At 74.2% G+C, this 22,763-nt stretch carries 27 protein-coding genes; 14 read left to right on the top strand and 13 right to left on the bottom strand.

Features of this window, described 5'->3' with window-relative positions:
• Nucleotides 1–6: 6 nt before the first annotated feature.
• Both BGO37_RS11605 and BGO37_RS11600 read right to left on the bottom strand, forming a co-directional pair.
• A complete protein-coding gene (locus BGO37_RS11605) occupies nt 7–492 on the bottom strand; it encodes a hypothetical protein (protein ID WP_291755027.1) in 486 nt (161 codons plus the stop codon).
• Nucleotides 493–501: 9 nt separating this feature from the next.
• The gene (locus BGO37_RS11600) at nt 502–1,332 is read right to left on the bottom strand and encodes a dihydrofolate reductase family protein (RefSeq protein WP_291755026.1); all 831 of its coding nucleotides are present in this window, start codon (nt 1,330–1,332) and stop codon (nt 502–504) included.
• Between the two features lie 76 nt (nt 1,333–1,408).
• Between BGO37_RS11600 and zapE the strand changes: the two genes are divergently transcribed.
• The gene (gene zapE, locus BGO37_RS11595; protein ID WP_291755208.1) at nt 1,409–2,428 is read left to right on the top strand and encodes a cell division protein ZapE; all 1,020 of its coding nucleotides are present in this window, start codon (nt 1,409–1,411) and stop codon (nt 2,426–2,428) included.
• Here the strand turns inward: zapE and glgX are convergent.
• Nucleotides 2,377–4,557, bottom strand: a complete 2,181-nt coding sequence (glgX, locus tag BGO37_RS11590) for a glycogen debranching protein GlgX (RefSeq protein ID WP_291755024.1) — start codon at nt 4,555–4,557, stop codon at nt 2,377–2,379. The two genes, zapE and glgX, sit on opposite strands and share 52 nt — an antisense overlap.
• Nucleotides 4,558–4,569: 12 nt before the next feature.
• Entirely contained in the window at nt 4,570–4,869 is a 300-nt protein-coding gene (locus BGO37_RS11585; protein ID WP_291755022.1) for a hypothetical protein, read from the bottom strand.
• A gap of 71 nt (nt 4,870–4,940) precedes the next feature.
• On the opposite strand from BGO37_RS11585, the gene BGO37_RS11580 reads away from it, so the two are divergent.
• The gene (locus BGO37_RS11580; protein WP_291755021.1) at nt 4,941–5,147 is read left to right on the top strand and encodes a hypothetical protein; all 207 of its coding nucleotides are present in this window, start codon (nt 4,941–4,943) and stop codon (nt 5,145–5,147) included.
• 10 nt (nt 5,148–5,157) lie between these two features.
• Here the strand turns inward: BGO37_RS11580 and BGO37_RS11575 are convergent, their stop codons facing one another.
• The 3 genes from BGO37_RS11575 to BGO37_RS11565 form a co-directional block, all read right to left on the bottom strand.
• A complete protein-coding gene (locus BGO37_RS11575; protein WP_291755020.1) occupies nt 5,158–6,321 on the bottom strand; it encodes an App1 family protein in 1,164 nt (387 codons plus the stop codon).
• Complete coding sequence (locus BGO37_RS11570) at nt 6,318–6,827, bottom strand: DNA starvation/stationary phase protection protein (protein ID WP_291755019.1); 510 nt, start codon at nt 6,825–6,827, stop codon at nt 6,318–6,320. The genes BGO37_RS11575 and BGO37_RS11570 overlap by 4 nt, the downstream gene beginning before the upstream one ends.
• Nucleotides 6,828–6,895: 68 nt before the next feature.
• On the bottom strand, nt 6,896–7,438 hold the full coding sequence (locus BGO37_RS11565; protein WP_291755017.1) for a DUF6328 family protein: 543 nt from the start codon (nt 7,436–7,438) through the stop codon (nt 6,896–6,898).
• 117 nt (nt 7,439–7,555) lie between these two features.
• Between BGO37_RS11565 and BGO37_RS11560 the strand changes: the two genes are divergently transcribed.
• Nucleotides 7,556–8,614, top strand: coding sequence for a low specificity L-threonine aldolase (locus tag BGO37_RS11560; RefSeq protein ID WP_291755015.1), 1,059 nt, complete (start codon nt 7,556–7,558; stop codon nt 8,612–8,614).
• 24 nt (nt 8,615–8,638) lie between these two features.
• On the opposite strand, the gene BGO37_RS11555 is transcribed toward BGO37_RS11560, so the two are convergent.
• Nucleotides 8,639–10,414 (bottom strand): DEAD/DEAH box helicase, encoded by a 1,776-nt coding sequence (locus BGO37_RS11555; RefSeq protein WP_291755012.1) that lies wholly within the window; start codon nt 10,412–10,414, stop codon nt 8,639–8,641.
• A gap of 184 nt (nt 10,415–10,598) precedes the next feature.
• Nucleotides 10,599–11,018: a CoA-binding protein gene (locus tag BGO37_RS11550; protein WP_291755009.1), complete on the bottom strand. Its 420-nt coding sequence runs from the start codon at nt 11,016–11,018 to the stop codon at nt 10,599–10,601.
• Nucleotides 11,019–11,101: 83 nt separating this feature from the next.
• Here BGO37_RS11550 and BGO37_RS11545 point away from each other — a divergent pair, with 83 nt between their 5' ends.
• The 8 genes from BGO37_RS11545 (at nt 11,102) to BGO37_RS11510 (ending at nt 16,490) form a co-directional block, all read left to right on the top strand.
• Nucleotides 11,102–11,680, top strand: coding sequence for a CDP-alcohol phosphatidyltransferase family protein (locus BGO37_RS11545; protein ID WP_291755006.1), 579 nt, complete (start codon nt 11,102–11,104; stop codon nt 11,678–11,680).
• Nucleotides 11,680–12,618, top strand: coding sequence for a DUF881 domain-containing protein (locus BGO37_RS11540; protein ID WP_291755004.1), 939 nt, complete (start codon nt 11,680–11,682; stop codon nt 12,616–12,618). Before BGO37_RS11545 ends, BGO37_RS11540 begins: the two co-directional genes overlap by 1 nt.
• A complete protein-coding gene (locus tag BGO37_RS11535) occupies nt 12,615–12,947 on the top strand; it encodes a small basic family protein (protein WP_291755003.1) in 333 nt (110 codons plus the stop codon). The genes BGO37_RS11540 and BGO37_RS11535 overlap by 4 nt, the downstream gene beginning before the upstream one ends.
• Nucleotides 12,948–12,949: 2 nt before the next feature.
• Nucleotides 12,950–13,777: a DUF881 domain-containing protein gene (locus tag BGO37_RS11530; RefSeq protein ID WP_291755001.1), complete on the top strand. Its 828-nt coding sequence runs from the start codon at nt 12,950–12,952 to the stop codon at nt 13,775–13,777.
• Between the two features lie 172 nt (nt 13,778–13,949).
• On the top strand, nt 13,950–14,417 hold the full coding sequence (locus BGO37_RS11525) for an FHA domain-containing protein (RefSeq protein ID WP_291754999.1): 468 nt from the start codon (nt 13,950–13,952) through the stop codon (nt 14,415–14,417).
• Entirely contained in the window at nt 14,414–15,208 is a 795-nt protein-coding gene (locus BGO37_RS11520; RefSeq protein ID WP_291754997.1) for a MerR family transcriptional regulator, read from the top strand. The genes BGO37_RS11525 and BGO37_RS11520 overlap by 4 nt, the downstream gene beginning before the upstream one ends.
• A gap of 55 nt (nt 15,209–15,263) precedes the next feature.
• A complete protein-coding gene (locus BGO37_RS11515; RefSeq protein ID WP_291754995.1) occupies nt 15,264–15,806 on the top strand; it encodes a bifunctional nuclease family protein in 543 nt (180 codons plus the stop codon).
• 99 nt (nt 15,807–15,905) lie between these two features.
• Nucleotides 15,906–16,490 (top strand): MerR family transcriptional regulator, encoded by a 585-nt coding sequence (locus BGO37_RS11510; RefSeq protein ID WP_291754993.1) that lies wholly within the window; start codon nt 15,906–15,908, stop codon nt 16,488–16,490.
• 24 nt (nt 16,491–16,514) lie between these two features.
• Here BGO37_RS11510 and BGO37_RS11505 read toward each other — a convergent pair whose 3' ends face one another.
• Nucleotides 16,515–17,282: a ParA family protein gene (locus BGO37_RS11505; protein ID WP_291754991.1), complete on the bottom strand. Its 768-nt coding sequence runs from the start codon at nt 17,280–17,282 to the stop codon at nt 16,515–16,517.
• A gap of 183 nt (nt 17,283–17,465) precedes the next feature.
• Here BGO37_RS11505 and BGO37_RS11500 point away from each other — a divergent pair, with 183 nt between their 5' ends.
• Nucleotides 17,466–17,960, top strand: coding sequence for an N-acetyltransferase (locus BGO37_RS11500; protein WP_291754989.1), 495 nt, complete (start codon nt 17,466–17,468; stop codon nt 17,958–17,960).
• 26 nt (nt 17,961–17,986) lie between these two features.
• Here the strand turns inward: BGO37_RS11500 and BGO37_RS11495 are convergent, their stop codons facing one another.
• Nucleotides 17,987–18,193 carry a hypothetical protein gene (locus tag BGO37_RS11495; RefSeq protein ID WP_291754988.1) on the bottom strand — a complete coding sequence of 69 codons (207 nt, stop codon included), beginning with the start codon at nt 18,191–18,193 and terminating at the stop codon, nt 17,987–17,989.
• A gap of 161 nt (nt 18,194–18,354) precedes the next feature.
• Nucleotides 18,355–19,008 (bottom strand): Pr6Pr family membrane protein, encoded by a 654-nt coding sequence (locus BGO37_RS11490; protein WP_291754986.1) that lies wholly within the window; start codon nt 19,006–19,008, stop codon nt 18,355–18,357.
• Between the two features lie 109 nt (nt 19,009–19,117).
• Between BGO37_RS11490 and BGO37_RS11485 the strand changes: the two genes are divergently transcribed.
• Both BGO37_RS11485 and BGO37_RS11480 read left to right on the top strand, forming a co-directional pair.
• Complete coding sequence (locus tag BGO37_RS11485) at nt 19,118–19,519, top strand: VOC family protein (RefSeq protein ID WP_291754984.1); 402 nt, start codon at nt 19,118–19,120, stop codon at nt 19,517–19,519.
• 9 nt (nt 19,520–19,528) lie between these two features.
• Nucleotides 19,529–20,356 carry an ABC transporter six-transmembrane domain-containing protein gene (locus tag BGO37_RS11480; RefSeq protein WP_291754983.1) on the top strand — a complete coding sequence of 276 codons (828 nt, stop codon included), beginning with the start codon at nt 19,529–19,531 and terminating at the stop codon, nt 20,354–20,356.
• 24 nt (nt 20,357–20,380) lie between these two features.
• On the opposite strand, the gene BGO37_RS11475 is transcribed toward BGO37_RS11480, so the two are convergent.
• Nucleotides 20,381–22,726 carry an excinuclease ABC subunit UvrA gene (locus tag BGO37_RS11475; RefSeq protein WP_291754982.1) on the bottom strand — a complete coding sequence of 782 codons (2,346 nt, stop codon included), beginning with the start codon at nt 22,724–22,726 and terminating at the stop codon, nt 20,381–20,383.
• Nucleotides 22,727–22,763: the final 37 nt, after the last annotated feature.

The raw sequence follows: 22,763 nt of genomic DNA, 5'->3' as shown, positions 1-22,763 counted from the left end.
GCGGGGTCAGCCCAGCTCGCTGGTCCCGAGGTAGAGGTGGAGCACCGGGACCTGGAGCACGTCGCGGGCGCGGGACGCCCAGTCGCGGTGGAACGTGTCCTCGACGAGGTGCGGGTAGGTCGCCACGACGACCTCGCGGGCGCCCTCGTCGGCCACCGCGGCGCGCAGCGCGGGCAGCGGGTCGTCCTCGACCACCGCCCCCGTCGCCTTCCGTCCGGCCGCCTGCAACTCCGTGAGCGTCCGCTCGAGCTGCTGCTCGGCGGTCGCCTTCGCCTGCGGCGCGGTCGGCTCGTGGCCGGTGGCCCGCTCCCAGGCCGTGCGCAGGCCGCCGAGGCTGAGGGAGTCGAGCACCCACGGCAGCAGCGGACGCTCGGTGTCGGCCGGCACCAGCACGCGGTACGCGAGGTCCTCGTCGGGGTGGAGGGCGAGGACGTGGGTGACGTCGTCGGCGGAGAGGGCGTCCTCGACGAGGACCACGATCGTGTCGGCCATGGCTGGAGCCTAGGGGACCCGCCACCGCCCGAGCAGGGTGTCGCCCGCGCGGAGGAGGTGGAGCAGCTCCAGCCGGGTCGGCTCGGTGAGCAGGGCGCCGGTCCGGCCGGGCCAGGTCGGCATGCCGCCGACGAGCGGGCGCCGGGCGAGGCCGCCGACGAGCAGGGGCGCGAGCGTGAGGCAGAGCTCGTCGACCGCGTCGGCGGCGAGCAGCTCCGCCAGCAGCCCGGGACCGCCCTCCGCATGGATCCGCCTGAGCCCGCGCTCGGCGAGGGCGCGCACCGCCGCCGCGGCGTCCACCCGCGGCGGTCCGTCGGCGTCGTCACGCTCCGGTCCCACCGGGTCGGCGAGGACGAGGCGGTCGCCGCCCACCCGGTCCCGCAGCGCCGCCAGCCCCTGGGCGCCCGAGGCGGTGACGACGAGCGCGTCGCCGTCGAGGACCTCGTCGGGCAGGATGCCGCTGCCCGTGACGACCGCCAGCTCGACGCGCTCGGCCCGCTCCCGCCGGGCGCGCACCGCCCGCAGCCGCTCCGGCACCTGCACGTCGGCGTACCCCTCGGCCCGCACCGTGCCCGCGCCGACGAGCACGACGTCGGCGAGCGCCCGCAGGGCGCCGAAGACGCGGTGGTCCGCGGCGTCGCCGAGGGACCCGGAACGGCCGTCCGGCCCGGTCGCGGCGCCGTCGAGCGAGGCGACCATGATGCCGCGCACGTGTGCACCGGTCGCCGGGCGCACCGGCGGGTCGTCGAACAGGGCGAGCAGCGCCTCGTCGTCGTCGGCGGCGAGCACGGTGCCGGGCGGGCCCGGCACCAGGACCTCGAGGGCGGCGGCGTCGGTCACGGCGCTCACGCTACGGCCCGCCCGACCCGGCCGCGCGCCCGACGTACAGTGGGCCACCGTGACCCAGGCCGAGCCGATGACCGACCCGGTCGGCGTGCCCGGGACGCTCGTCGGGCGGCGACCCGCGCCGAGCACGCAGCGGCTGCTCGCCGACCTGGTGCCGCCGCGGCACTTCGCGCGCGAGAGCTTCGACACCTACCGCCCCGACCCGGCGCACCCGTCCCAGGCGGCCGCGCTCGACCGGCTGCGGCAGGCCGCCGACGCCATCGTGCGCCCGCCGGCGATGCCGCGCTTCCGGCGCCGGATGGCCGCCCGTCCGGCGGTCTACCTCGACGGCGGCTTCGGCGTCGGCAAGACGCACCTGCTGGCGTCCCTGGCGGGCGCGGTGGGCACCGAGCGCGCCGCGTACGGCACGTTCGTCGAGTTCACGCAGCTCGTGGGCGCGCTCGGCTTCGGTGCGACCGTCGAGGCGCTGTCCCGCCACGCGGTGGTCTGCATCGACGAGTTCGAGCTGGACGACCCCGGCGACACCATGCTCATGACCCGCCTGGTCCGCGAGCTGGCGGACCGCGGTGTCGCGCTCGCCGCGACGTCCAACACGCTGCCGGAGTCGCTCGGCCAGGGCCGGTTCGCGGCCGAGGACTTCCTCCGGGAGATCCAGGCGATGGCCGCCAGGTTCGAGGTGGTGCGCATCGACGGCCCGGACTACCGGCACCGGCACGCGGTGACCGACCGGCCCGGCCTGGCGGACGACGACGTGCGGGCCGCGGTGGCAGGGCGGGCCGGGGCCACGCTCGACGACTTCGGCGACCTGCTCGACCACCTGGCCCACGTGCACCCGAGCCGGTACGGCGCCCTGCTCGACGGGGTGCGGCTCGTCGCGCTCACCGGGGTGGAGCCGGTGCCCGACCAGGACATCGCGCTGCGGCTCGTCGTGCTCGTCGACCGGCTGTACGACCGCGACGTGCCCGTGCTGCTCGGCGGCGCGGGGGAGCGCGGCCTGTTCGGCGACGACATGCTTGCCGGCGGCTACCGCAAGAAGTACTACCGCGCGCTGTCGAGGCTCGGCGCGCTCGTGGACGCCGCCGCGGGCTGAGGGGCGGGCTGCGGTGCGGGCTCGGGCGGCCGGGTGAGCAGGACGCAGGAGCGAGGCGCGAGGGTGACCTTCGCCCTGGCGCGCAGCGCGCGGCCAGGCGGGACCTGGCCGTCCGTGTCCAGCTCCGCGGTCCAGCGCGCCCCGAAGTCGCGCGGCGGGAGCTGGAACACCGTCTCCTCGTAGTGCCCGTTGAACAGCAGCAGGAACGAGTCGTCGACGATGGGGTCGCCCCGCACGTCCGACTCGACGATCGCGGACCCGTTGAGGAACACCATGACGGCGCGTGCCTCGTCGTTCGCCCACGCCGAGTCGTCCATGTGGCCGCCCGCGGGCGTGAACCACGCGATGTCCAGCAGCTCGGACTCGCCGCCATGGTCCGGCCGGCCGGCGAAGAACCGGCGGCGCCGGAACACCGGGTGCATGCGGCGCAGGCGCACGAGGTGCCGCGTGAACTCGAGCAGGCGCGCCCGCTCGTCGTCCAGCTCCCAGTCCAGCCACGCGAGCGGGTTGTCCTGGCAGTACGCGTTGTTGTTGCCCTGCTGGCTGCGGCCGATCTCGTCGCCGTGGGCGAGCATCGGCACGCCCTCGCTCAGCAGCAGCGTGGTGAGGAAGTTGCGCCGCTGGCGGGCGCGCAGCGCGAGCACGGCCGGGTCGGTGGTCGGGCCCTCCACGCCGCAGTTCCACGAGCGGTTGAAGCTCTCGCCGTCGCGGTTGTCCTCGCCGTTGGCCTCGTTGTGCTTGTCGTTGTACGAGACGAGGTCGGCCAGCGTGAAGCCGTCGTGCGCGACGACGAAGTTGATGGAGGCCAGCGGCCGGCGCCCGGTGTGCTCGTAGAGGTCGGAGGAGCCCGTGATCCGGCTGGCGAACTCGCCGAGCGTCGAGGGCTCGGAGCGCCAGAAGTCCCGCACCGTGTCGCGGAACTTGCCGTTCCACTCGGTCCACAGCGGCGGGAACCCGCCCACCTGGTACCCGCCGTCGCCGAGGTCCCACGGCTCGGCGATGAGCTTGACCTGGGAGACCACCGGGTCCTGCTGGACGATGTCGAAGAACGCCGACAGGCGGTCGACCTCGTGGAACTGCCGGGCGAGGGTCGCCGCGAGGTCGAAGCGGAAGCCGTCGACGTGCATCTCGCTGGCCCAGTACCGCAGCGAGTCCATGATGAGCTGCAGCACGTGCGGCGACCGCATGAGCAGCGAGTTGCCGGTGCCGGTCGTGTCGAAGTAGTGCGCCTGGTCGTCGTCCACCAGGCGGTAGTAGTTGGCGTTGTCGATCCCGCGGAAGCTCAGCGTGGGGCCGAGATGGTTGCCCTCGGCGGTGTGGTTGTAGACGACGTCGAGGATCACCTCGATGTTGGCGGCGTGCAGCGCCTTGACCATCGCCTTGAACTCCTGCACCTGCTGGCCGGCGCGGGTGTAGGCGGCGTAGCCGTTGTGCGGGGCGAAGAAGCCGATCGTGTTGTAGCCCCAGTAGTTCGCCAGGCCGCGGGCGCGCAGCGCCGGGTCCTGGACGAACTGGTGGACGGGCATGAGTTCGACGGCGGTGACGCCCAGGGTGCTCAGGTGGTCGATGACCACGGGGTGGGCGAGCGCGGCATAGGTGCCGCGCAGCTCGCCCGGCACCTTCGGGTGCCGCTTGGTGAGCCCCTTGACGTGCGCCTCGTAGATCACCGAGTCCGCGTACTCGTGCCTCGGCGGGCGGTCGTGGCCCCAGTCGAAGAACGGGTTGGTCACCACGCCGACCATCGTGTGGGCCGCGGAGTCGAGCACGTTGCGGGCCGTGGGGTCGGCGAACCGGTAGGAGTACAGCGACTCGTGCCCGTCGACCTGGCCGTCGATCGCCTTGGCGTAGGGGTCGAGGAGCAGCTTGCTGGGGTCGCAGCGGTGGCCGCGGGCGGGGTCGAACGGGCCGTGGACCCGGTAGCCGTAGCGCTGGCCGGGGGCGATGCCGGGCAGGTAGCCGTGCCAGACGAAGGCGTCCACCTCGGTGAGGTCGACCCGGGTCTCGGTGCCGTCGTCGTCGATGAGGCAGAGCACGACGCGCTCGGCGACCTCCGAGAACAGCGCGAAGTTGGTGCCCGCGCCGTCGTACGTGGCCCCCAGCGGGTAGGCCTGCCCCGGCCACAGCTCCACCGTCACCACTCCTCAGGCGGTGGGGCTCGACGGCCAGTCGACCAGCCGCGGGATCCCCGGGGGAGCGGCCTGCGCGAGCGCCAGGAAGCGCGCCTCGGCGCGGTGCAGCCGGATGTGCTCGTCGAGCGACCACGTGGGGCCGTTGGTCAGCGTCATGCCGCACGCGCACGCGATGGTCACCGTGCCGCCGGGGCCCGGCTGCGCCAGGCCGACCGTGGTGTGCTCGGTGGCGGCGCGGACCTTGGCACGGCGCATCGCCGCGCTGACCGGCACCACCGGCACGACCGGGAGGGACGACGGGGCCTGGGGCATGTCGTCACGGTACCCGCAGCGCCGTCACCAGGGCAGGTGCGGGCGCGGCGCCGACCGGGTACAACCGTGTCATGACGGATCGCACGCGCGACCTGCACTCCGACCCGGCGGCCGAGCACCTCGCCGACCCCGTGCCGTCGGAGGCCGAGCTCCAGGCCGCCGACGCGCGCTCCGGGGGTGACGTGGGCCGGGCGCCGCGTTCCCTGCGCCAGGCGGAGCTCGAGCCCGACGACGAGGACTCGGCGGCCGACGAGTGGGACGACGAGGCGCGCCTGTAGCGCGACGACGTCAGCGCAGGTGCAGGTCGGCGGTCTCGACCTGGCGCACCAGCGCGTGACCGTCCGGCCCCTGCAGCACCAGCACGTGCTCGGCGGCGGCCGCGCGCTCTGCCTGCACGCCGCCGACCGTGGGACCGGGCGTGCCGGTGGACAGCACGTGCTCGGCGAACGTCAGCTGGCGCAGGAGGATCGCCCGCACGTGCGACGGGAAGCGCCGGGCGGCGCCCGCGTAGATCTCCGGGTCGTGCTGGCCGTCGTCGCCGACCAGCACCCAGCGGATGTCGGGGAACTCGGTGAACAGCCGGTGCAGCTGGGCGACCTTGTGGCGACGCCCGGAACGGAACCAGCCGGTGTTCGTCGGGCCCCAGTCCGTCATCAGGAGGGTGCCCGGCGGGTAGCGGTGCCGGTGCAGGAACCGCCCGACGGCCGGCGCGGCGTTCCAGGCGCCGGTCGAGAGGTACAGCACCGGAAGGCTCGGTGAGTCCGCGAGCAGGCGCGCGAAGAGCTCGGGCATGCCGGGGACGGCCTCGCGCGCGTTCTCGTGCCGCACGAACGCGTTCCACGCCGCGATCATCGGCCGGGGGAGGCGGGTGATGACGACCGTGTCGTCGACGTCGCTGACGATGCCCGTCCGCACCGCGGGGTCCACCACCTGCACCGGGGCCAGGGCCGTCGAGCCGTCCTGCGACCGGAGCTCGATGACGTGCCACCCGGGGGCGAGGTCCGTCGCGACGACCTGGTCGAGATAGCCGCCGCGGTCCGTGACGAGGCGGTGCACGGTCGAGCCGACGCGGACCTCGACGTGCGCACCCGCCACGGGGGCGACGAGGAAGCCGCGCCACGGGCGGACGGCCGGGGCCTCCGGCCCGTGCCAGTCGCCACCGGCCTGCGCCGCGCCGGTGCCCGGCAGCTCCTCGTCGGGCACCTCCGGCGCGGCGAGCACCGTCCGGGCGAGCACGCGGATCCAGCGGGGCGTGCCGTAGCCCGGGTAGGGCTCGACACGCACCGTCCAGCCCCTGCCGCGCAGCGCGCCGGCGACCCGCTTGTCGAGGGCGTCCTCGAGCCGGGCGGCGTAGTGCAGGTGCGCCGTCGCCGCACCCAGGGGGTTGGAGGTGTCGGCGCGGGCCTGCGGCCTGGCGGTCCGCAGGTCCGCGTCGGCGTCGACGTCCGTCATGCGGTGCCCAGGGCTCCGGCTGCGCTCTCCAGGTGGGCCCGCACGAACCAGTGGAACTTCTCGAGGTCGTGCAGCTGGCCGATGAGCAGGTCGTTCGTCACGACGTCGAGCTTCTCCGTGGCGGCCGCGGCCGATCGGTGGGAGGCGATGACCCCGGCGTACACCTTGTCGAGCTCGGCGAGGTGGTCGGTGGTGGTGCCGCGGCCGATCGGGTAGTCGTCCCAGGTGCGGCTCGCGACGAGCGCGCCCGGGGTGCCGACGGGGGAGACGCCGAGCGTGGCGATCCGCTCCGCGAGGGCGTCGACCATGAGGCGCACGGCGTCGACCTGCGGGTCGAGCATCTCGTGCACGGCGATGAAGCTCGGGCCGACCACGTTCCAGTGCACGTGCTTGAGGGTCAGGTGCAGGTCGTTGAGCGAGTGCAGCCGCTCCTGGAGCACGGCTGCGGTCTGCGCGCCCTCGTCGGGCGTCAGCGTGGGGATGGTGAACTTCGGAAGATCGGTCATGTCCTCTCCTTCATCGTCGTCGTCCATGATCTCCGGTCCTGGTCGTGGTGCGGAGAACGGGTCCGCGGTCAGGCCGTCGGCGGCACCTCCGGGCGGTGCGGGCCGGCGCCGGGTGGCGGTACGCCTGCGGCGCGGGCACGGCGTTCGACGAGGTGCGGGGTCACCCACCAGCACGCCACGATGACGAGGGCGACCACGCCGAGCGCGACGAGCCCCGCGGCCCGCGACACGACGACGTCGAACAGCAGCGCGGCCACGCCGACCATCGCCAGCGCGAGCGTGACGAGCCCCGCGCGCGCGAAGCCGTCGGCCGCGGCGACCAGCTCCCGCTTGAGGCGGTGCCGGAACAGCAGCCGGTGCAGGCTGACCGGCGTGACGATGAGCGCCGTGGCCAGCACGGCCAGGGCCACCAGCACGAGGTACAGGGTCCGCTGGTAGGCGTCGAGCGTGGTGAACCGCTGCTGGAAGGGCACCGTCAAGAGGAAGCCGACGAGGATCTGGGAACCCGTCTGGGTGACCCGCAGCTCCTGGACCAGCTCGGTCCAGTTGCGGTCCATCTTCTCGGTGAGCGTCTCGTGGCGTCCGTCGTCGGCGTCGACCTGCTGCCTCACGCGTCCTCCCGGGGTGCCCGTGGCGTACGCCTCGATCTTCGTCGTGCCGCCGCGGGATCGCACCCGCGGTGGCGGCCGCCGTCCGGAGCACGCCGCCCGCTGCGGAAGACTGTCGTCGTGACCCTCCTCCACGACCCGGCACGCATCGACTTCGGCTCGGACAACTACGCCGGCGCGCACCCCGAGGTGCTCGCCGCGCTCGTCGAGGCGAACGGGGGGCACGTCACCGCGTACGGCGCGGACCCGTACACCGCGCGGCTGCAGGACGTGCTGTCCGACCGGCTCGGCCGGCCGGCGCAGGTGTTCCCGGTGCTCAACGGCACCGGCGCGAACGTCGTGGCTCTGCAGTCGATGCTGCCGCGCTGGGGCGCGGTGCTCTGCGCCGAGACCGCGCACATCAACACCGACGAGAACGGTGCGCCGGAGCGCGTCGGCGGCCTCAAGCTCGTCGCCGTGCCGACGCCCGACGGCAAGCTGACGCCGGAGCTCGTCGAGCGCTACGGCGTCGGCACCCACGACGAGCACCGGGCCGAGCCCGGGGTCGTGTCGATCACGCAGTCGACCGAGCTCGGCACGGCGTACACGGTCGACGAGCTGCGCGCGGTGGTCGACGCCGCCCACCGCATCGGGCTCCGGGTGCACATGGACGGAACGCGGCTGGCCAACGCGGCCGCGTCGCTGGGCGTCCCGCTCGCGGCCCTGACCGGCGAGGCCGGCGTCGACGTGCTGTCGCTCGGTGGCACCAAGGTGGGGACCGTCTTCGGCGAGGCCGTCGTCGTGCTGGAGCCCACGGCGGCCGAGGGCCTGAAGTTCCTGCGCAAGGTCGACCTGCAGCTGGCCTCGAAGATGCGGTTCACCTCGGCGCAGATGCTGGCCCTCTACGAGGGCGACCTGTGGCTGCGGAACGCGAGGCAGGCCAACGCGATGGCCGCGCGGCTGCGCGCGGGCCTGGAGCCCCTGCCCGGGGTTGCGGTGACGCAGGCGACGCAGGCGAACGCCGTGTTCGTCCGGTTGCCCGCCGACCTGGCCGCCCACCTGCGCGAGCGCTGGCACTTCTACGACTGGGCGGATGGCGGCGAGGTGCGTCTCATGTGCGCCTGGGACACCGCGGAGGCGGACGTCGATGCGTTCGTCGCGGCGGCGCAGGCGTTCGCGGGGGCCGCGGCGCGCGACTGAGGGAGGGCGCCGCGGCGCGGCCCGCTACGGGCGGGGCGAGCGGAGGTGGCGGGGCCGGTCCGCGTCGTGCGGACGGTGAGGGCCGGCCTCGCGCGGCGGGCGGGCCACACCCTCGCGCGGCGCGCGGGGTCCGGTGTCGAGCCGGATGTGCAGCGGGCGGCCCGCGACGCGCGTGCGCGACAGGCGCTCGAACGCCTCGGGTGTGAGCCCGCCGGGGATGTCGACGAGCGAGAAGCTGCCGAAGATGTCGATCTTGCCGATGTCCTTGCCCGTCAGACCGCCCTCGCCCGTGAGCGCGCCGACGAGCCCGCCGGGCTGCACGCCGTCGCGGTGGCCGACCGAGACGCGGTAACGGGGACCGGATGCCTCGGGACGCCGACGGGCGGGGGAGTCGCTCCGGTGCGCCCGTTCCGGCGCCTCACCGATCCGTGCGAGCGCGTCGTCGAGGTCGTCGCCCTGCTCGGGCCGCGCGGCCGGGCCCTCGTCCCCGATGGCGAGGGCGGTCACCACGGCGAGCAGCTCGGCGACGTCCACGCCGGGGTGGGCGCCGAGGTACTCGGCGACCGCGGTGCGCTCGACCTCGAGCCGCCCGGCGGCCGCGCGCTCGTCGGCGCGCGCCAGCAGCGCGGTGACTCGGTGAGCCGACACCTGCGCGGGCGTGGGCACGTCGACGCGCTCGATCGGCTGCCGCGTGGTGCGTTCGATCTGCGTCAGCTTCGACTGCTCCGCGGGGGTGATGAACGTGATCGCCTCGCCGCTGCGTCCGGCGCGCCCGGTGCGGCCGATGCGGTGCACGTACGGCTCGGCGCCGCGCGGCAGGTCGAGGTTGACGACGAGCCCGATGCGCTCGACGTCGAGGCCGCGGGCCGCGACGTCGGTGGCGACGAGCACGCGCAGCGCGCCGCTGCGCAGCCGGTCGACGATCTTCTCGCGCTCGCCCTGCGCGACGTCGCCGGACAGGTAGGCCGCCTGCAGGCCGCGCGCGACGAGCTCGCTGCCGACGCGCTCGGCGTCCTGACGGGTGCGGACGAAGACGATGGCGCCGTCGGCGTCGCTCGTCGCCAGCACGCGGACGAGCGCGCCGGTCTTGTGGCGCTGCGGCACGACGGCGTACGTCTGGCGCACGGTGTCGACGGTCGCCGTGGGCCGCGAGACCGAGACGCGGACCGGGTCGACGAGGTGCTGGTCGGCGACGCGGCGGATGCCGGGCGGCATCGTCGCGGAGAACAGCGCCACCTGGCGGCCGGCGGGGATGGACTCGAGGACCTTGTCGACGTCCTCGGCGAAGCCCATCTGGAGCATCTCGTCGGCCTCGTCGAGCACCAGCATGCCCACCCGGTCGAGGACCAGCGTGCGGCGCTCGAGGTGGTCGATGACGCGCCCGGGCGTGCCGACGACGACCTGGGCGCCGCGGGCGAGCGCCCGCTGCTGGGGCAGGTAGGGGGCGCCACCGTAGACGGGGACGACGGACACGCCGTCCAGGTGCCGGGCGAACGAGGTCAGCGCCTCGGACACCTGCAGGGCGAGCTCCCGGGTCGGCGTCAGGACGATGGCCTGCACGGCCGCGACCGTGGGGTCGATGTGCGCGAGCAGCGGCAGGCCGAAGGCGGCCGTCTTGCCGGTGCCGGTCTGCGCGACGCCGACGAGGTCGCGCCCGGCGAGCAGCGCCGGGATCGCGTCCGCCTGGATGGTGGTGGGCTCGGCGAAGCCGAGGTCCGCGACGGCGCGGCGCACCGGCTCGGGCAGCGGGAGGTCGTCGAACGAGGACGTGGGCAGGGCAGGGTCCAGCAGGGTGGTCATGGGAACCGTTCGGTGAGAGGGGAGCGCACCCGGGCGAAGGAGTCGCCCAGCCGGTCGCACAACCCCGACACATCGGCCGCCGACGGCGGCCACGACCTGACGAACTCCAGGCCCGAGGACCTCGACCCACAGGGGACTGCGACCGGGGGAGTCTACCCCAGGTCATCCCACGTGTGGTAGGGAGCTACCGGAGCAGGCCGAGCCGACCGGCCTCGATCGCGGGGCACCGGTCCATGACGACGTCGAGGCCCGCCTCGAGCGCGCGGGCGGCGGCCGCGTGGTCGACGACGCCGAGCTGCAGCCACACCGCGGAGGCGCCGACGGCGATGGCCTCGTCGACCACGGCGCCGGCCCGGTCGGCGTTGACGAAGAGGTCGACGACGTCGATGTGCCCGGGCACGTCGGAGACGGTCGCGTAGGCGGGGGCGCCGTGCACGGGCTCGACGCGCGGGTGGACGGCGACGATGTCGTGGCCGAGCTGCTGGAGCGTCGCGGCGACGCCGTACGCGGGGCGCGCCTCGTTCCCCGAGAGCCCGACGACCGCCCACCGGGCGCGGGTGGTGACGAGCCTGCGGATGGTGTCGGGGTCGTTGAGCGTCGCCATGCGTCCAGCCTCGCACGGGTCACCGGATCGACGGGTCCGGGCGCCCTAGCATGGGCGCGGGTCACGAGGGCGGGAGGCGGCGGGTGTCGGAGCAGGCGGGGGCGAGCACGCGCGTGCTCACGGTCCCGAACCTCATCTCGCTCGTGCGGCTGCTGCTCGTGCCCGTGTTCGCGGTCCTCCTGGTGCAGCACCGTGACGGGTGGGCGCTGGTGGTGCTGGCGGTCTCCGGGGCGAGCGACTGGCTCGACGGCGTCGTCGCCCGCCGGTGGAACCAGGTCAGCCGGCTGGGCCAGCTGCTGGACCCGGCGGCGGACCGGCTGTTCATCCTCGTGACGATCGTGACGCTCGCGTGGCGCGGGGTCGTGCCGTGGTGGCTGGTGATCGTGCTCGTGCTCCGCGACGTCCTCCTCGGGGCGGTGCAGCTCGTCCTCGCGCGCGCCGGTCGCCGACCCCTGCCGGTCCACCTGGCCGGCAAGGCCGGTACGTTCGCGCTGCTCTACGCCTTCCCGCTGCTGCTGCTGGGCCACTTCCACGGGCCGCTCGCGGCCGCGGCGACCGTCCTGGGCTGGGCGTTCGCCCTCTGGGGCGTCGGCCTCTACTGGTTCTCAGGGGCGCTGTACGCGGGCCAGGCCCGCCGTGTCCTGGCGGCGCGGGGCGCGTGATGGCCCAGCGCCACGCCCCCGCCGGGGTGGCACCGCGCCCGGTCGACGAGTCGATGACGCTGCTCACCGAGCTGCAGCGCCGCCCGCTCGACCCTGGCTACGCCGAGGCGGCCGCCCGCCGGAGCGCCGCGGGGGTTCGGCCGCGCGCCCGGGCGGGGGTGGCGTGGGTCGGCGTCGTCGTGGTCGCGGCGGTGCTCGGCGTCGGCGTCGCGGCCGCGGCCGTCGCGCTCCGCCAGCCCACGGCGGACGACCGGCAGGCGCGCCAGCTGCTCGAGTCGCAGGTGCGCGAGCGCAAGGACCAGGTGCAGCAGCTGACGGCCTCGAACGCGCAGCTCGCGGCGCAGGTGTCCCAGCTGCAGCAGGCGGCCCTGAGCGCGCAGAACCCGGCGCTGCGCGCCACCACGCAGGGCTGGTCGATCGCCGCCGGCGTCGCGCCGGTGACCGGGCCGGGGCTGCGCGTCGTGCTCGCCGACGCGCAGGCGGCCGCCGCCGACCCCGAGAACCTCGACCTGCGGGTGCAGGACGTGGACCTGCAGGTGCTGGTCAACGCCCTGTGGGCGGCCGGCGCCGAGGCGATCTCGATCAACGGCCAGCGGATCGCGGGCACGACGGCGATCCGCAGCGCGGGCAGCGCGGTGCTGGTCGACCTGGTGCCCCTCGTCGGGCCCTACACGGTGGACGCCATCGGGAACGCGGCGGACCTGCAGACCAGGCTCGCCCTCTCGTCGGCGGGCCAGCACATCGCCACCCTCAAGGCCACCTACGGCATCGGCGTGAGCATCTCGTCGCAGCGCACGCTGTCCATGCCCGGCTCGGGCGGGACGAGCCTGCGCTCGGCGTCGGTGCCGGACGCCGCGCTCGTCGCCGCGGGTCTGGCTGATGCGACGCCGACCGCCCGTGTGCCAGAGTCTGGGCCGGACAACAAGGAGGTCCCGTGATCGCGATCCTCGGGCTGGCCATCGGCGTGGTCGTCGGCCTGCTGGTGCAGCCGACCGTGCCGGTGGAGCTGCAGCCCTACCTGCCGATCGCAGTCGTCGCCGCGCTGGACGCCCTGTTCGGCGGCCTGCGGGCCCTGCTCGACGGCATCTTCAACGACCGCGTGTTCCTCACGTCCTTCTTGTCCAACGTCGTCGTCGCCGCGTTCATCGTGTTCCTGGGCGACCAGCTCGGCGTCGGGACGCAGCTCTCCACGGCGGTCGTCGTCGTCCTCGGCATCCGGATCTTCTCCAACGCGGCCTCGATCCGCCGGCACCTGTTCCGGGCGTGACCATGGCGGACGACGAGCGGCGGGACCCGGTGGTGGCGCAGCCGGGAGGGACGCCCGACGACGCCGGCGCCCCGGCGCGCGACGAGGCCGCGACGCCGCGGGCCCGGCTCACCGGGTGGTCGGCGCTCGCCTCCGCGCTGCACCCCCGCGCCACCCGGGCCCAGCTCCTCGCCGGCGTGCTGTGCGCGGTCCTCGGGTTCGCCGTCGTCGTGCAGATGCGCCAGGCGGGCGACTCCAGCCTGTCCGACCTGCGGACGGACGAGCTGGTGCGGCTCCTCGACGAGACGAGCGCCCGGGCCGACCAGCTCTCGCGAGAGGCGACGGACCTGCAGGCCGAGCGGGACCAGCTGGAGTCCGGGTCGACCTCGCGCCAGGCCGCCCTCGACGCCGCGCGGCGCAACGCCGCCATGCAGGGCATCCTCTCGGGGCGGCTGCCGGCGGTCGGCCCCGGCGTGCGGGTCTCGCTGCAGGACCCGAACGGGTCGATCCGCCCCGTGACGATGCTCAACATGCTCGAGGAGCTGCGGAACGCGGGCGCCGAGGCGATCCAGGTGGGCGACCGACGCGTGACGGCGAGCAGCGCCTTCACCGGCGCGCCGGGTGCGATCCAGCTCGACGGCGAGACGCTCAAGGCGCCGTACGTGTGGCTGGTCATCGGCGATCCCGACACGATCCAGACCGCGCTCGAGATCCCGGGCGGCGCCCTGGCCTACGTGCGCAACGACGGCGGGACGGGCGACGTGACGAAGGTGCAGGACGTCGAGATCACCGCGCTGCGCGACCTGCCCGAGCCGAAGTACGCGACGCCCGCACCCGTGCCCACGTCCTGACCACGTCCTGACCACGTCCTGACGACGTCCTGACGACCTCCCGGCCACGTCCCGGCGGGCGGGCGGACGAAAGCGCGCTCGGATGCTGCGCCCAAGGCCCGGGGCCGCATAGGGTGTCTGGGGTCCGGCCCTGGGGTCCGTGACGTGGGACGAGAGTGACGGGAGGGGTTCGATGAGCGACGACCGGCCGCGGGTCGAGCCGACGCCGGACCCGAACCGTGGGCCCGAGACGACCATCTCCTTCCCGGGGACCGGGCTTCCCGAGGTCGAGCCGGCGCTCGGCCTCAGCGCCGACGAGGTCGCCGCGGTCCATGCCCTGCCGCCGACGAGCGCACTGCTCGTCATGCAGCGTGGTCCGAGCGCGGGGGCGCGGTTCCTCCTCGACGCCGAGCGGACGACGGCCGGTCGCAGCACCGCGGCGGACATCTTCCTCGACGACGTGACGGTGTCGCGCAAGCACGCGGAGTTCGTCCGCGAGGGCACGGTGTTCTGGGTGAGGGACGTCGGCTCGCTCAACGGGACGTACGTCAACCGGCAGCGGATCGACCAGGCCGTGCTGCACTCCGGTGACGAGGTGCAGATCGGCAAGTTCCGGATGACGTTCCACCCGAGCCCGCATCGCGAGGGCGCACCGGCGTGAGCCGTGCTGCCACCGGCGGCGCCGCCCCGCAGGGCTGGGCGCCGGAACCGACCGACACCCGCCCTCGCGCGCGCGAGGAGCGCCCGACCGCCGAGCCGTGGCCGCGCGGCATCTCGCGGCGCGCCACCATGCGCATCTCCGACGTGCTGGCGGCCCTGCAGATCGAGTTCCCCGCGGTGACGACGTCGAAGCTGCGGTTCTGGGAGGAGCAGGGGCTCGTCACGCCGCTGCGCACGCCGGCCGGCTACCGGCAGTACTCGCCGGCCGACGTCGAGCGGCTGCGCTACGTGCTGCGCTGCCAGCGCGACCGGTACCTGCCCCTCAAGGTGATCGGCGAGCAGCTCGCCGCCCTGGACGCGGGGGAGGAGGACGAGCAGCCGCGGGCCCGCCTCGCGACGACCGACGGCGTCCCGGCCACCGGGACGCGACGCTGGACGACCCAGGCGCTGGCGGAGGAGGCCGGTGTGCCGGTCGACCTCGTGGCCGACCTCGTGGCGAACGGCGTGCTGCACTCCAACGGCCGCGGCGCCTTCGACCTGTACGCCCGGGACGTCGTGCGCGCCGCGGCCCGCCTGGCGGAGCACGGCCTGGACGCGCGGCACCTGCGCGCGTTCCGCAGCGCCGCGGACCGCCAGATCGACCTCGTCGAGCAGGTCGTCGCACCCGTCCGGGGCCAGCGCAGCCCGTCCGCCCGCGCGCGCGCCACGACCCTGGCGGCGGAGCTCGGCGAGCTCTGCACCCAGATGCACACGGCCCTGGTGCGCGCGGCGATCGCCGATCTCGAGGGCTGACGCGCGGCCCGCTCGCCGCTGTGGCGGATGGGCGGCCACGTCGTACGGTGGAGTCGTGGCGGACGGCACCGGGCTGGTCCAGGTCGAGGTCGTCGGGGTACGCACCCACGTCGGTGACGACGAGACCGTGGTGCTGCTCCTCGACCCGGAGTCCGGCCTGCTCGTCCCGATCCTCATCGGCCAGGCGGAGGCGAGCGCGATCGCCACGGCACAGGCCGGCATCGTGCCGCCCCGCCCCATGACCCACGACCTCCTCAAGGACGCTCTGCTGGCCGCCGGGACCACGGTCCGGCGCGTCGAGATCACGCAGCTGCTCGACGGCGTGTTCCACGCCGCGCTGGTCCTCGGCACGGGGCGCCGGGTGGACTCGCGCGCCAGCGACGCGATCGCCCTGGCGCTCCGGTTCGAGTGCCCCGTGCTGTGTGCCGAGCAGGTGCTGGCGGTCGCTGGCGTCGAGGTCCGCACCGTCACCGCGGAGGAGGACATCGAGGAGTTCCGCGAGTTCCTGGACCGGGTCTCGGCGGAGGACTTCGAGACGGGCGAGGACCCCGGGGAGACGCCCGGCGCCACTCCAGGTTCACCTTCAGGTGGAACCTGAGACTCGCCGAGCGCGACACGCCAGGCAGCGTCGTTGCACCCGCCCGGGCGGCGGCCTACCGTTGCCGACGAACCCCACCGAGGACCGCAGGAGGGCCCCGTGACCACCAAGGACACCGCCGACCAGGCGCCCGTCCTGCCGGAGGGGGCACAGGGCCTGCTCTTCGACGACGACCTGGTCGACCTCGACGACACCGCGGCCGGCTACCGCGGCACCACCGCCTGCCACGCCGCCGGCATCACGTACCGGCAGCTCGACTACTGGGCTCGCACCGGGCTGGTCGAGCCGTCCGTGCGACCCGCCACCGGGTCGGGCACGCAGCGGCTGTACAGCTTCCGCGACATCCTCGTGCTCAAGGTCGTCAAGCGGCTGCTGGACACGGGTGTGTCGCTGCAGCAGATCCGCGCCGCCGTGACGCACCTGCGCGAGCGCGGCGTCGAGGACCTCTCGAAGATCACGCTGATGTCGGACGGCGCGTCGGTGTACGAGTGCATGTCCGCCGACGAGGTGATCGACCTGGTCCAGGGGGGCCAGGGCGTCTTTGGCATCGCGGTCGGTCGTGTGTGGCGCGAGGTCGAGGGCACGCTCGCCCAGATGCCGCAGGAGCGGGCGGAGGACGAGGTGCCGGCGTTCACGGGAGTGGACGAGCTCGCCGCCCGCCGCCAGGCGCGCACCGCCGGCTGAGGCTCGCCGCCGCCGCCGAGGCGGTCAGCGCGTCTTGGGCGCGCGCAGCGCGCGGTCCAGCAGCAGGTCGAAGGCGCCCGCCAGCTCGTCGGCGGCCGGGCCGGGCCAGCTGTGGATGGGGCGCGCGGCCCCCTGCGACTGCTGCAGCGCGGCGCGCTCCGGGATGGGGGGCGTCAGCAGCAGGGGTCCGTAGAGCGACTGGAGCTCCTCGAGCCGGTAGGCCTGCTCGATGGAGCGGGCGCGGACCCGGTTGACGACGATGCCGAGGGGCTGGAGCGCCGGCGCCGGGCCGCGGCGCAGCTCGTCGACCGTCCGCAGCGCGCGCCCGACGGCCATGACGGAGAACAGCCCGGGCTCGGTGACGACGACGGCGCGGTCGCAGGCCGCCAGGCCGGTGCGGGTGAGGCCGCCGAGCGACGGCGGGCAGTCGACGATGACGAGCCCGTAGTCGCTCAGCCATGCGAGGGCCGAGCCCAGGCGGTCGAGGTCGCTGTCGTCGAGGCGGTCGTGCAGCACGGTGCGCTCCGAGCCGACGAGCACGTCGAGGCCGTCGTCCGCCCACCCGGCGACCGCCGTGGCGGCCTTGACGGTGTCGCCGCTGGGCTCGTCGAGCACGTAGGAGACGTCGCCGTCGGGGCGCTCGACGCCGAGCGCCATGGTGCTGTCGCCCTGGGGGTCGAGGTCGACGACGAGGGTGCGCACACCCCGCTCGAGCGCCGCGGAGGCGAGTCCCAAGGTCACCGAGGTCTTGCCCACACCGCCCTTGAGGCTGCACACACCGAGCACGAGCACCCCTGCACCGTAGTGGCCCCACGGCCTCGCGGAAAGCCGCGTCCCACCGTCGCGGAATTCCCCGACGGGGGAGGGGAGGGGCGGCCGTTGGTCCTACCGGCGCGGCCATGTAGCGGTTGACCTGCACCAACACCGGGCGGTTCGGTCGACGCGAACACGCTGCGGGTGCGGCATGCTGTGACGGTGAGGATTGTCCGTGTCGGCGAGGATGCGTGGCGCGCCGTCCGTGAGGTCAGGCTGCGCGCGCTGCACGACGCACCGGACAGCTTCGGCTCGACCGCCGGGCGCGAGGAGCGATTCACGGAGGCGCACTGGCGGATGCGGCTGCGGGCGACCCCGACGTGGCTCGCGCTCGACGACGCCGGCGTGCCGCGGGGGATGGTCAGCCTCATCCAGGAGCCCGGCTCACCGGTGGACGACCGGCACCTGGTGTCGCTGTGGGTCGCGCCGGAGGCGCGTCGGCGCGGCATCGGCTGGGCGCTGGTCGACGCAGCGCGGGACCAGGCGTGCCTCGACGGGGCACGGACGATGTCGCTGTGGGTGCTCGACGGCAACACGGCGGCGGGGGACCTGTACGTGCGTGCCGGGTTCCGGCGCACCGGGGTGCGCCAGCACCTCCCGCGCGACACGGCGCTCGTCGAGGAGCGGTACGAGCTGCTGCTGGCGGTCGGCGCCTGAGGGTCGGCGCGGACCGGGTGGGTGCGTCAGCCGCCCGCCATGACGGACCCGGCCCACAGCAGGCCGGCGGAGACGCCGAGCGCGAAGCCGAGTGCCAGCCACAGGGCGCGCACCGCGATCTCCGCACCTCGTCCGGAGCGGCCCCGCTCCGGACGGACCTCGGGCTGCGCACTCGCCGGCGCGGCGCCGTAGTTCGCGTTGCGGTCGCGCACCTGGGGATCGATGTCGGGCATGCGGCCATGATCGGCGCGCGGCCCCGGGGCCTTGAGCCGGAGGGGAGCGGTCCACCCGCTCGTGTCACGGTCGAAATGACATAATCGGCATTATCGGCGGTTGATCACGACGGGCTCGATGCGATCAGCGGACTCGTCTCGACCCGCCAGGACGAGGGCTGCTAGCTCTCGGCCGCGGCCCGCTGCGGGAGTCGGCGGTCGAGCGCGACGGCGCCGCGCGCGAGGCCGACGAAGAGCACAGCCACGACCAGGCACACCAGCAGCACCTGCGCCAGCCCGTGCGTGGCGACGTCGAGGAAGGGATAGGGATACCAGCGCACCGCCGGACCGAGTGCGAGGGTCGCGACGAGCCAGAGCACCGGCCACGCCAGGGCGGGCCACACGTCCCGGGGACGCGCGCGGCCGCGCGGCCCGACGACGAGCCAGCTTGCCACCGCCAGCACCGGCACGACGGCGTGCAGCAGCAGGTCCGCCCACCAGTCGACCCCCGCCAGGTGCAGGATCGGGCGCAGGAGCACCAGGTGGACGACTCCCGTCACGGTGATCCCGACGACGGCGTCGAGGCGTGCGACTGCCCACACGCGGCCCTGTGCGCCGCGTCCCGCCACGAGAGGAAGTGTCGTGGCGGCCACGAGCAGGTTCGACTGGATGGTGAAGAAGGAGAAGAAGCGCCGCACGGCCTCAGCGGTGCTCGGTCTCAGCTCGGGAACGAGCGGCGAGTGACCCTGGACGACGAGCACGAGCTGGAACACCACAGCGAAGGCCGCGACGGTGAACGTCGCGACGTGGACTGCGCGGATGCTCCCTCGGCTCATGCCCGGACACTAACCGGCCGAGGCCACGTCCCATCCGTTCGACACCGCCACCGTCGCGCCACCGGCCGGCGCCAGGCGGCGCCGTCGACACCTGGGCAGGATGGGCCCCATGACAAGCCGCATCGCCACGATCGTCATCGACGCCCACCGGCCGGACGTCGTCGCACAGTTCTGGTGCGACGTCCTCGGCTGGCGCATCCTCGACGCCGAGCCGGAGATCGTCAGCATCGCCCCGTCGGACGCCTCGTGGCCGACGATCGACATCGTCGCCGTGCCGGAGCCGAAGGCCGGGAAGAACCGGCTGCACCTGGACCTGCGCGCCGACGGCACGACGACGGCGCACGAGCTCGCGCGGCTCCTGGCGCTCGGTGCCCGGCGCACCGACGTCGGCCAGGGCCCGGACGTGTCGTGGGTCGTGCTGTCCGACCCGGAGGGCAACGAGTTCTGCCTGCTGTCCCGGTCCGTGCAGGAGGTGGCGGCAGAGGCTGCCACCGTGGCGCCGCTCCCCTAGCCCGACCCCGTGGGAGCGGTGCTCTCGCGCGATCGGGGACGGATCGCGCTCTCCGTCCTCATGGTGGCGGCGGTCACCGCGGGCGAGGTCGCCCTGCCCTTCGTCATCGGGCGTGCGCTTGACGGCTTCCTCGCGGGCTCCTCGCGCTGGCTGGTCGTGCTCGCCGCGATCGGGCTGTCGACCATGCTGATCGGGACGACGCGTCGCGTGCACGACGTGCGGCTGTACTCGCGGATCTACGAACGTGTCGGGTCCGCGGCGCTCGCCCAGGACGCTGGGCTGTCTGCGAGCACGGCGCGGCTGAACCTGCTGCGAGAGGTCGTCGACTTCCTTGAGTACTCGGTGCCGGACCTCGTCGCCGGGCTCATCGCCTTCCTCGGGACCTTGGTGTTCCTGGCGCGACTCAGCCTCCCGGTCTTCGCCGCGGCCCTGGTCATGGCCGCCGTCACCGTCGTGGTGTACGCCGCGTCGACGGGGCGCACCCTGCGGTTCAACCGGGAGTACAACGACGAGTACGAGCGGCAGGTCGACGTGCTGCGACGCCGGGACCTGGCGCTCGCGACGAGCCACATCGGACTTCTCAACCGGTGGAACATCAGGCTCTCGGACGTCGACAGCGTCAACGTCGCGGTCTCGCTCAGCCTGACGGCGGCGCTGCAGGTCTTCGCGATCGTCAGCGCCGTCCGCGGCGGCCTGGACCATAGGGTCGTCCTCGCGGTGGTCCTCTACGTCTTCGACTTCGCCTGGGCGGCGTCGATGCTGCCGAGCTCATGGCAGCAGTACCTGCGCCTGCGCGACATCATGGGCCGACTCCGCGGCCCGGAGGCCCCCGCCTGACACCTGCACGCCGCGCGGCCGCGCTCAGGAGACGTAGGCCGCGAGGTGCTCCCCCGTCAGGGTGGATCGGGCGGCGACGAGGTCCGCGGGCGTGCCCTCGAAGACGACCCGCCCGCCGTCGTGGCCGGCGCCAGGGCCGAGGTCGATGATCCAGTCGGCGTGGGCCATGACCGCGAGGTTGTGCTCGACGACGATCACCGACTTGCCCGCGTCGACGAGCCGGTCCAGGAGGCCGAGGAGCTGGTCGACGTCCGCCAGGTGGAGTCCCGTCGTGGGCTCGTCGAGGACGTAGGTGCCGCCCTTCTCCCCCAGGTGCGTCGCCAGCTTCAGCCGCTGCCGCTCGCCGCCGGAGAGGGTGGTCAGCGGCTGGCCGATCGTCAGGTAGCCCAGGCCGACGTCGGAGAGGCGCGTGAGGATCGTGTGCGCCGCCGGCACGCGGGCGTCGCCGGTGGCGAAGAATGCCTCCGCCTCGGACACCGGCATCGCGAGCACCTCGGCGATGTCCCGGCCGCCCAGGCGGTACTGCAGCACCTCGGCCTGGTACCGCTTGCCCTCGCACTCGTCGCACGTGGTGGCGACGGTGGCCATGACGGCGAGCTCGGTGTAGATGACGCCCGCGCCGTTGCACGCCGGGCACGCGCCCTCGGAGTTGGCGCTGAAGAGCGCGGGCTTCACGCCGTTGGCCTTGGCGAACGCGGTGCGGATCGGGTCGAGCAGGCCCGTGTAGGTGGCGGGATTGCTGCGCCGCGAGCCCTTGATGGCGCCCTGGTCGACCGAGACGACGCCCGCGGCGGACGGGAGGGAGCCGTGCACGAGCGAGCTCTTGCCGGACCCCGCGACTCCGGTGACGACCACGAGCACGCCGAGCGGGATGTCGACGTCGACGTCGCGCAGGTTGTGCGCCGAGGCGCCGCGGACGGGCAGCACTCCCCTGGCCCGGCGGACCGTCGGCCGCAGGGCCGCGCGGTCGTCCAGGTGGCGCCCGGTCGTCGTGCCGCTGGCGCGCAGGCCCGCCACGCTGCCCTCGAAGCAGATGGTGCCCCCGGCCGCGCCGGCCCCCGGACCGAGGTCGACCACGTGGTCGGCGACGGCGATGGTCTCCGGCTCGTGCTCGACCACGAGCACGGTGTTCCCCTTGTCGCGCAGCCGCAGCAGCAGGTCGTTCATGCGGCGCACGTCGTGCGGGTGGAGGCCGGCCGTCGGCTCGTCGAACACGTAGGTGACGTCCGTCAGCGACGAGCCCAGGTGGCCGACCATCTTGACGCGCTGCGCCTCGCCGCCCGACAGCGTCCCGGAGGCCCTGTCCAGCGAGAGGTAGCCCAGGCCGACGTCGACGAACGAGTCGAGGATCTGCTGCAACCCCGCCAGGAGCGGCGCGACGCCGGGCTCGTCGACCTCCCGCAGCCAGGTGGCCAGGTCGCTGACCTGCATCGCGCAGACGTCGGCGATGCTCTTCCCCCGGATCAGCGACGACCGCGCCGACTCGCTCAGCCGCGTGCCGCCGCAGTCGGGGCACGCGGAGAAGGTCGCCACCCGGTCGACGAACGCCCGGATGTGCGGCTGCAGGGAGTCGACGTCCTTCGACAGGTAGGACTGCCGGACGCGCAGCACCAGGCCCTCGTACGTCATGTTGATGCCGGCGATCTTCATCCGCGTCGGCTCGTGGAACAGGAGGTCCTGCCGTTGCTGCGGCGTGTAGTCGCGGATCGGCACCGTCGGGTCGACGAACCCCGACTCGGCGTACAGCCGGTAGTTCCAGCCGCCGGTCGTGTAGCCCGGGACGGTGAGCGCGCCGTCGGCCAGCGACCTCGACTCGTCGACCAGCTGGGCCAGGTCGATGTCGGTGACGGTGCCGCGGCCCTCGCAGCGCGGGCACATGCCGCCGAGCCGCGTGAACGAGCGCGACTCGGTCCTCGCCGCACCGCGCTCGACCGTGATCGACCCTCCGCCGCGGACGGAGGCGATGTTGAACGAGAAGGCGTTCGGCGGGCCCACGTGCGGCTGCCCCAGCCGGCTGAAGAGGATGCGGAGCAGCGCGTTGGCGTCGGTCGCGGTGCCGACGGTCGAGCGGACGTCCCCACCCAGCCGCTGCTGGTCGACGATGATCGCCGTAGTCAGCCCGTCGAGGACGTCGACGTCGGGGCGGGCGAGGCTCGGCATGAAGCCCTGGACGAAGGCGCTGTAGGTCTCGTTGATGAGCCGCTGCGACTCGGCCGCGATGGTGTCGAACACCAACGAGCTCTTGCCCGAGCCGGAGACGCCGGTGAACACGGTGAGGCGGCGCTTGGGGATCTCGATCGAGACGTCGCGCAGGTTGTTCTCGCGGGCGCCGTGGACGCGGATCCGGTCGTGGCTGTCGGCGGCGGGCATGCGCGCCAGGCTAGCCGCGGCCGGTGACGCGTCGCTT

Source organism: Cellulomonas sp. 73-92 (genome assembly GCF_001898175.1).
Taxonomy (GTDB): domain Bacteria; phylum Actinomycetota; class Actinomycetes; order Actinomycetales; family Cellulomonadaceae; genus Cellulomonas.
The sequence above is the reverse complement of the archived record's forward strand: the minus strand, read 5'-3'. Positions and strand labels throughout refer to the sequence as shown.

Coding starts and splice junctions, on each gene's coding strand:
- BGO37_RS11540 (WP_291755004.1), top strand. CDS start 11,680: ATGGCCCAGCGCCACGCCCCCGCCGGGGTGGCACCGCGCCCGGTCGAC.
- BGO37_RS11575 (WP_291755020.1), bottom strand. CDS start 6,321: ATGACGGACGTCGACGCCGACGCGGACCTGCGGACCGCCAGGCCGCAG.
- BGO37_RS11555 (WP_291755012.1), bottom strand. CDS start 10,414: ATGACCACCCTGCTGGACCCTGCCCTGCCCACGTCCTCGTTCGACGAC.
- BGO37_RS11585 (WP_291755022.1), bottom strand. CDS start 4,869: ATGCCCCAGGCCCCGTCGTCCCTCCCGGTCGTGCCGGTGGTGCCGGTC.
- BGO37_RS11550 (WP_291755009.1), bottom strand. CDS start 11,018: ATGGCGACGCTCAACGACCCCGACACCATCCGCAGGCTCGTCACCACC.
- BGO37_RS11485 (WP_291754984.1), top strand. CDS start 19,118: ATGACAAGCCGCATCGCCACGATCGTCATCGACGCCCACCGGCCGGAC.
- BGO37_RS11490 (WP_291754986.1), bottom strand. CDS start 19,008: ATGAGCCGAGGGAGCATCCGCGCAGTCCACGTCGCGACGTTCACCGTC.
- BGO37_RS11605 (WP_291755027.1), bottom strand. CDS start 492: ATGGCCGACACGATCGTGGTCCTCGTCGAGGACGCCCTCTCCGCCGAC.
- zapE (WP_291755208.1), top strand. CDS start 1,409: ATGACCGACCCGGTCGGCGTGCCCGGGACGCTCGTCGGGCGGCGACCC.
- BGO37_RS11475 (WP_291754982.1), bottom strand. CDS start 22,726: ATGCCCGCCGCCGACAGCCACGACCGGATCCGCGTCCACGGCGCCCGC.
- BGO37_RS11580 (WP_291755021.1), top strand. CDS start 4,941: ATGACGGATCGCACGCGCGACCTGCACTCCGACCCGGCGGCCGAGCAC.
- BGO37_RS11570 (WP_291755019.1), bottom strand. CDS start 6,827: ATGACCGATCTTCCGAAGTTCACCATCCCCACGCTGACGCCCGACGAG.
- BGO37_RS11530 (WP_291755001.1), top strand. CDS start 12,950: ATGGCGGACGACGAGCGGCGGGACCCGGTGGTGGCGCAGCCGGGAGGG.
- BGO37_RS11525 (WP_291754999.1), top strand. CDS start 13,950: ATGAGCGACGACCGGCCGCGGGTCGAGCCGACGCCGGACCCGAACCGT.
- BGO37_RS11495 (WP_291754988.1), bottom strand. CDS start 18,193: ATGCCCGACATCGATCCCCAGGTGCGCGACCGCAACGCGAACTACGGC.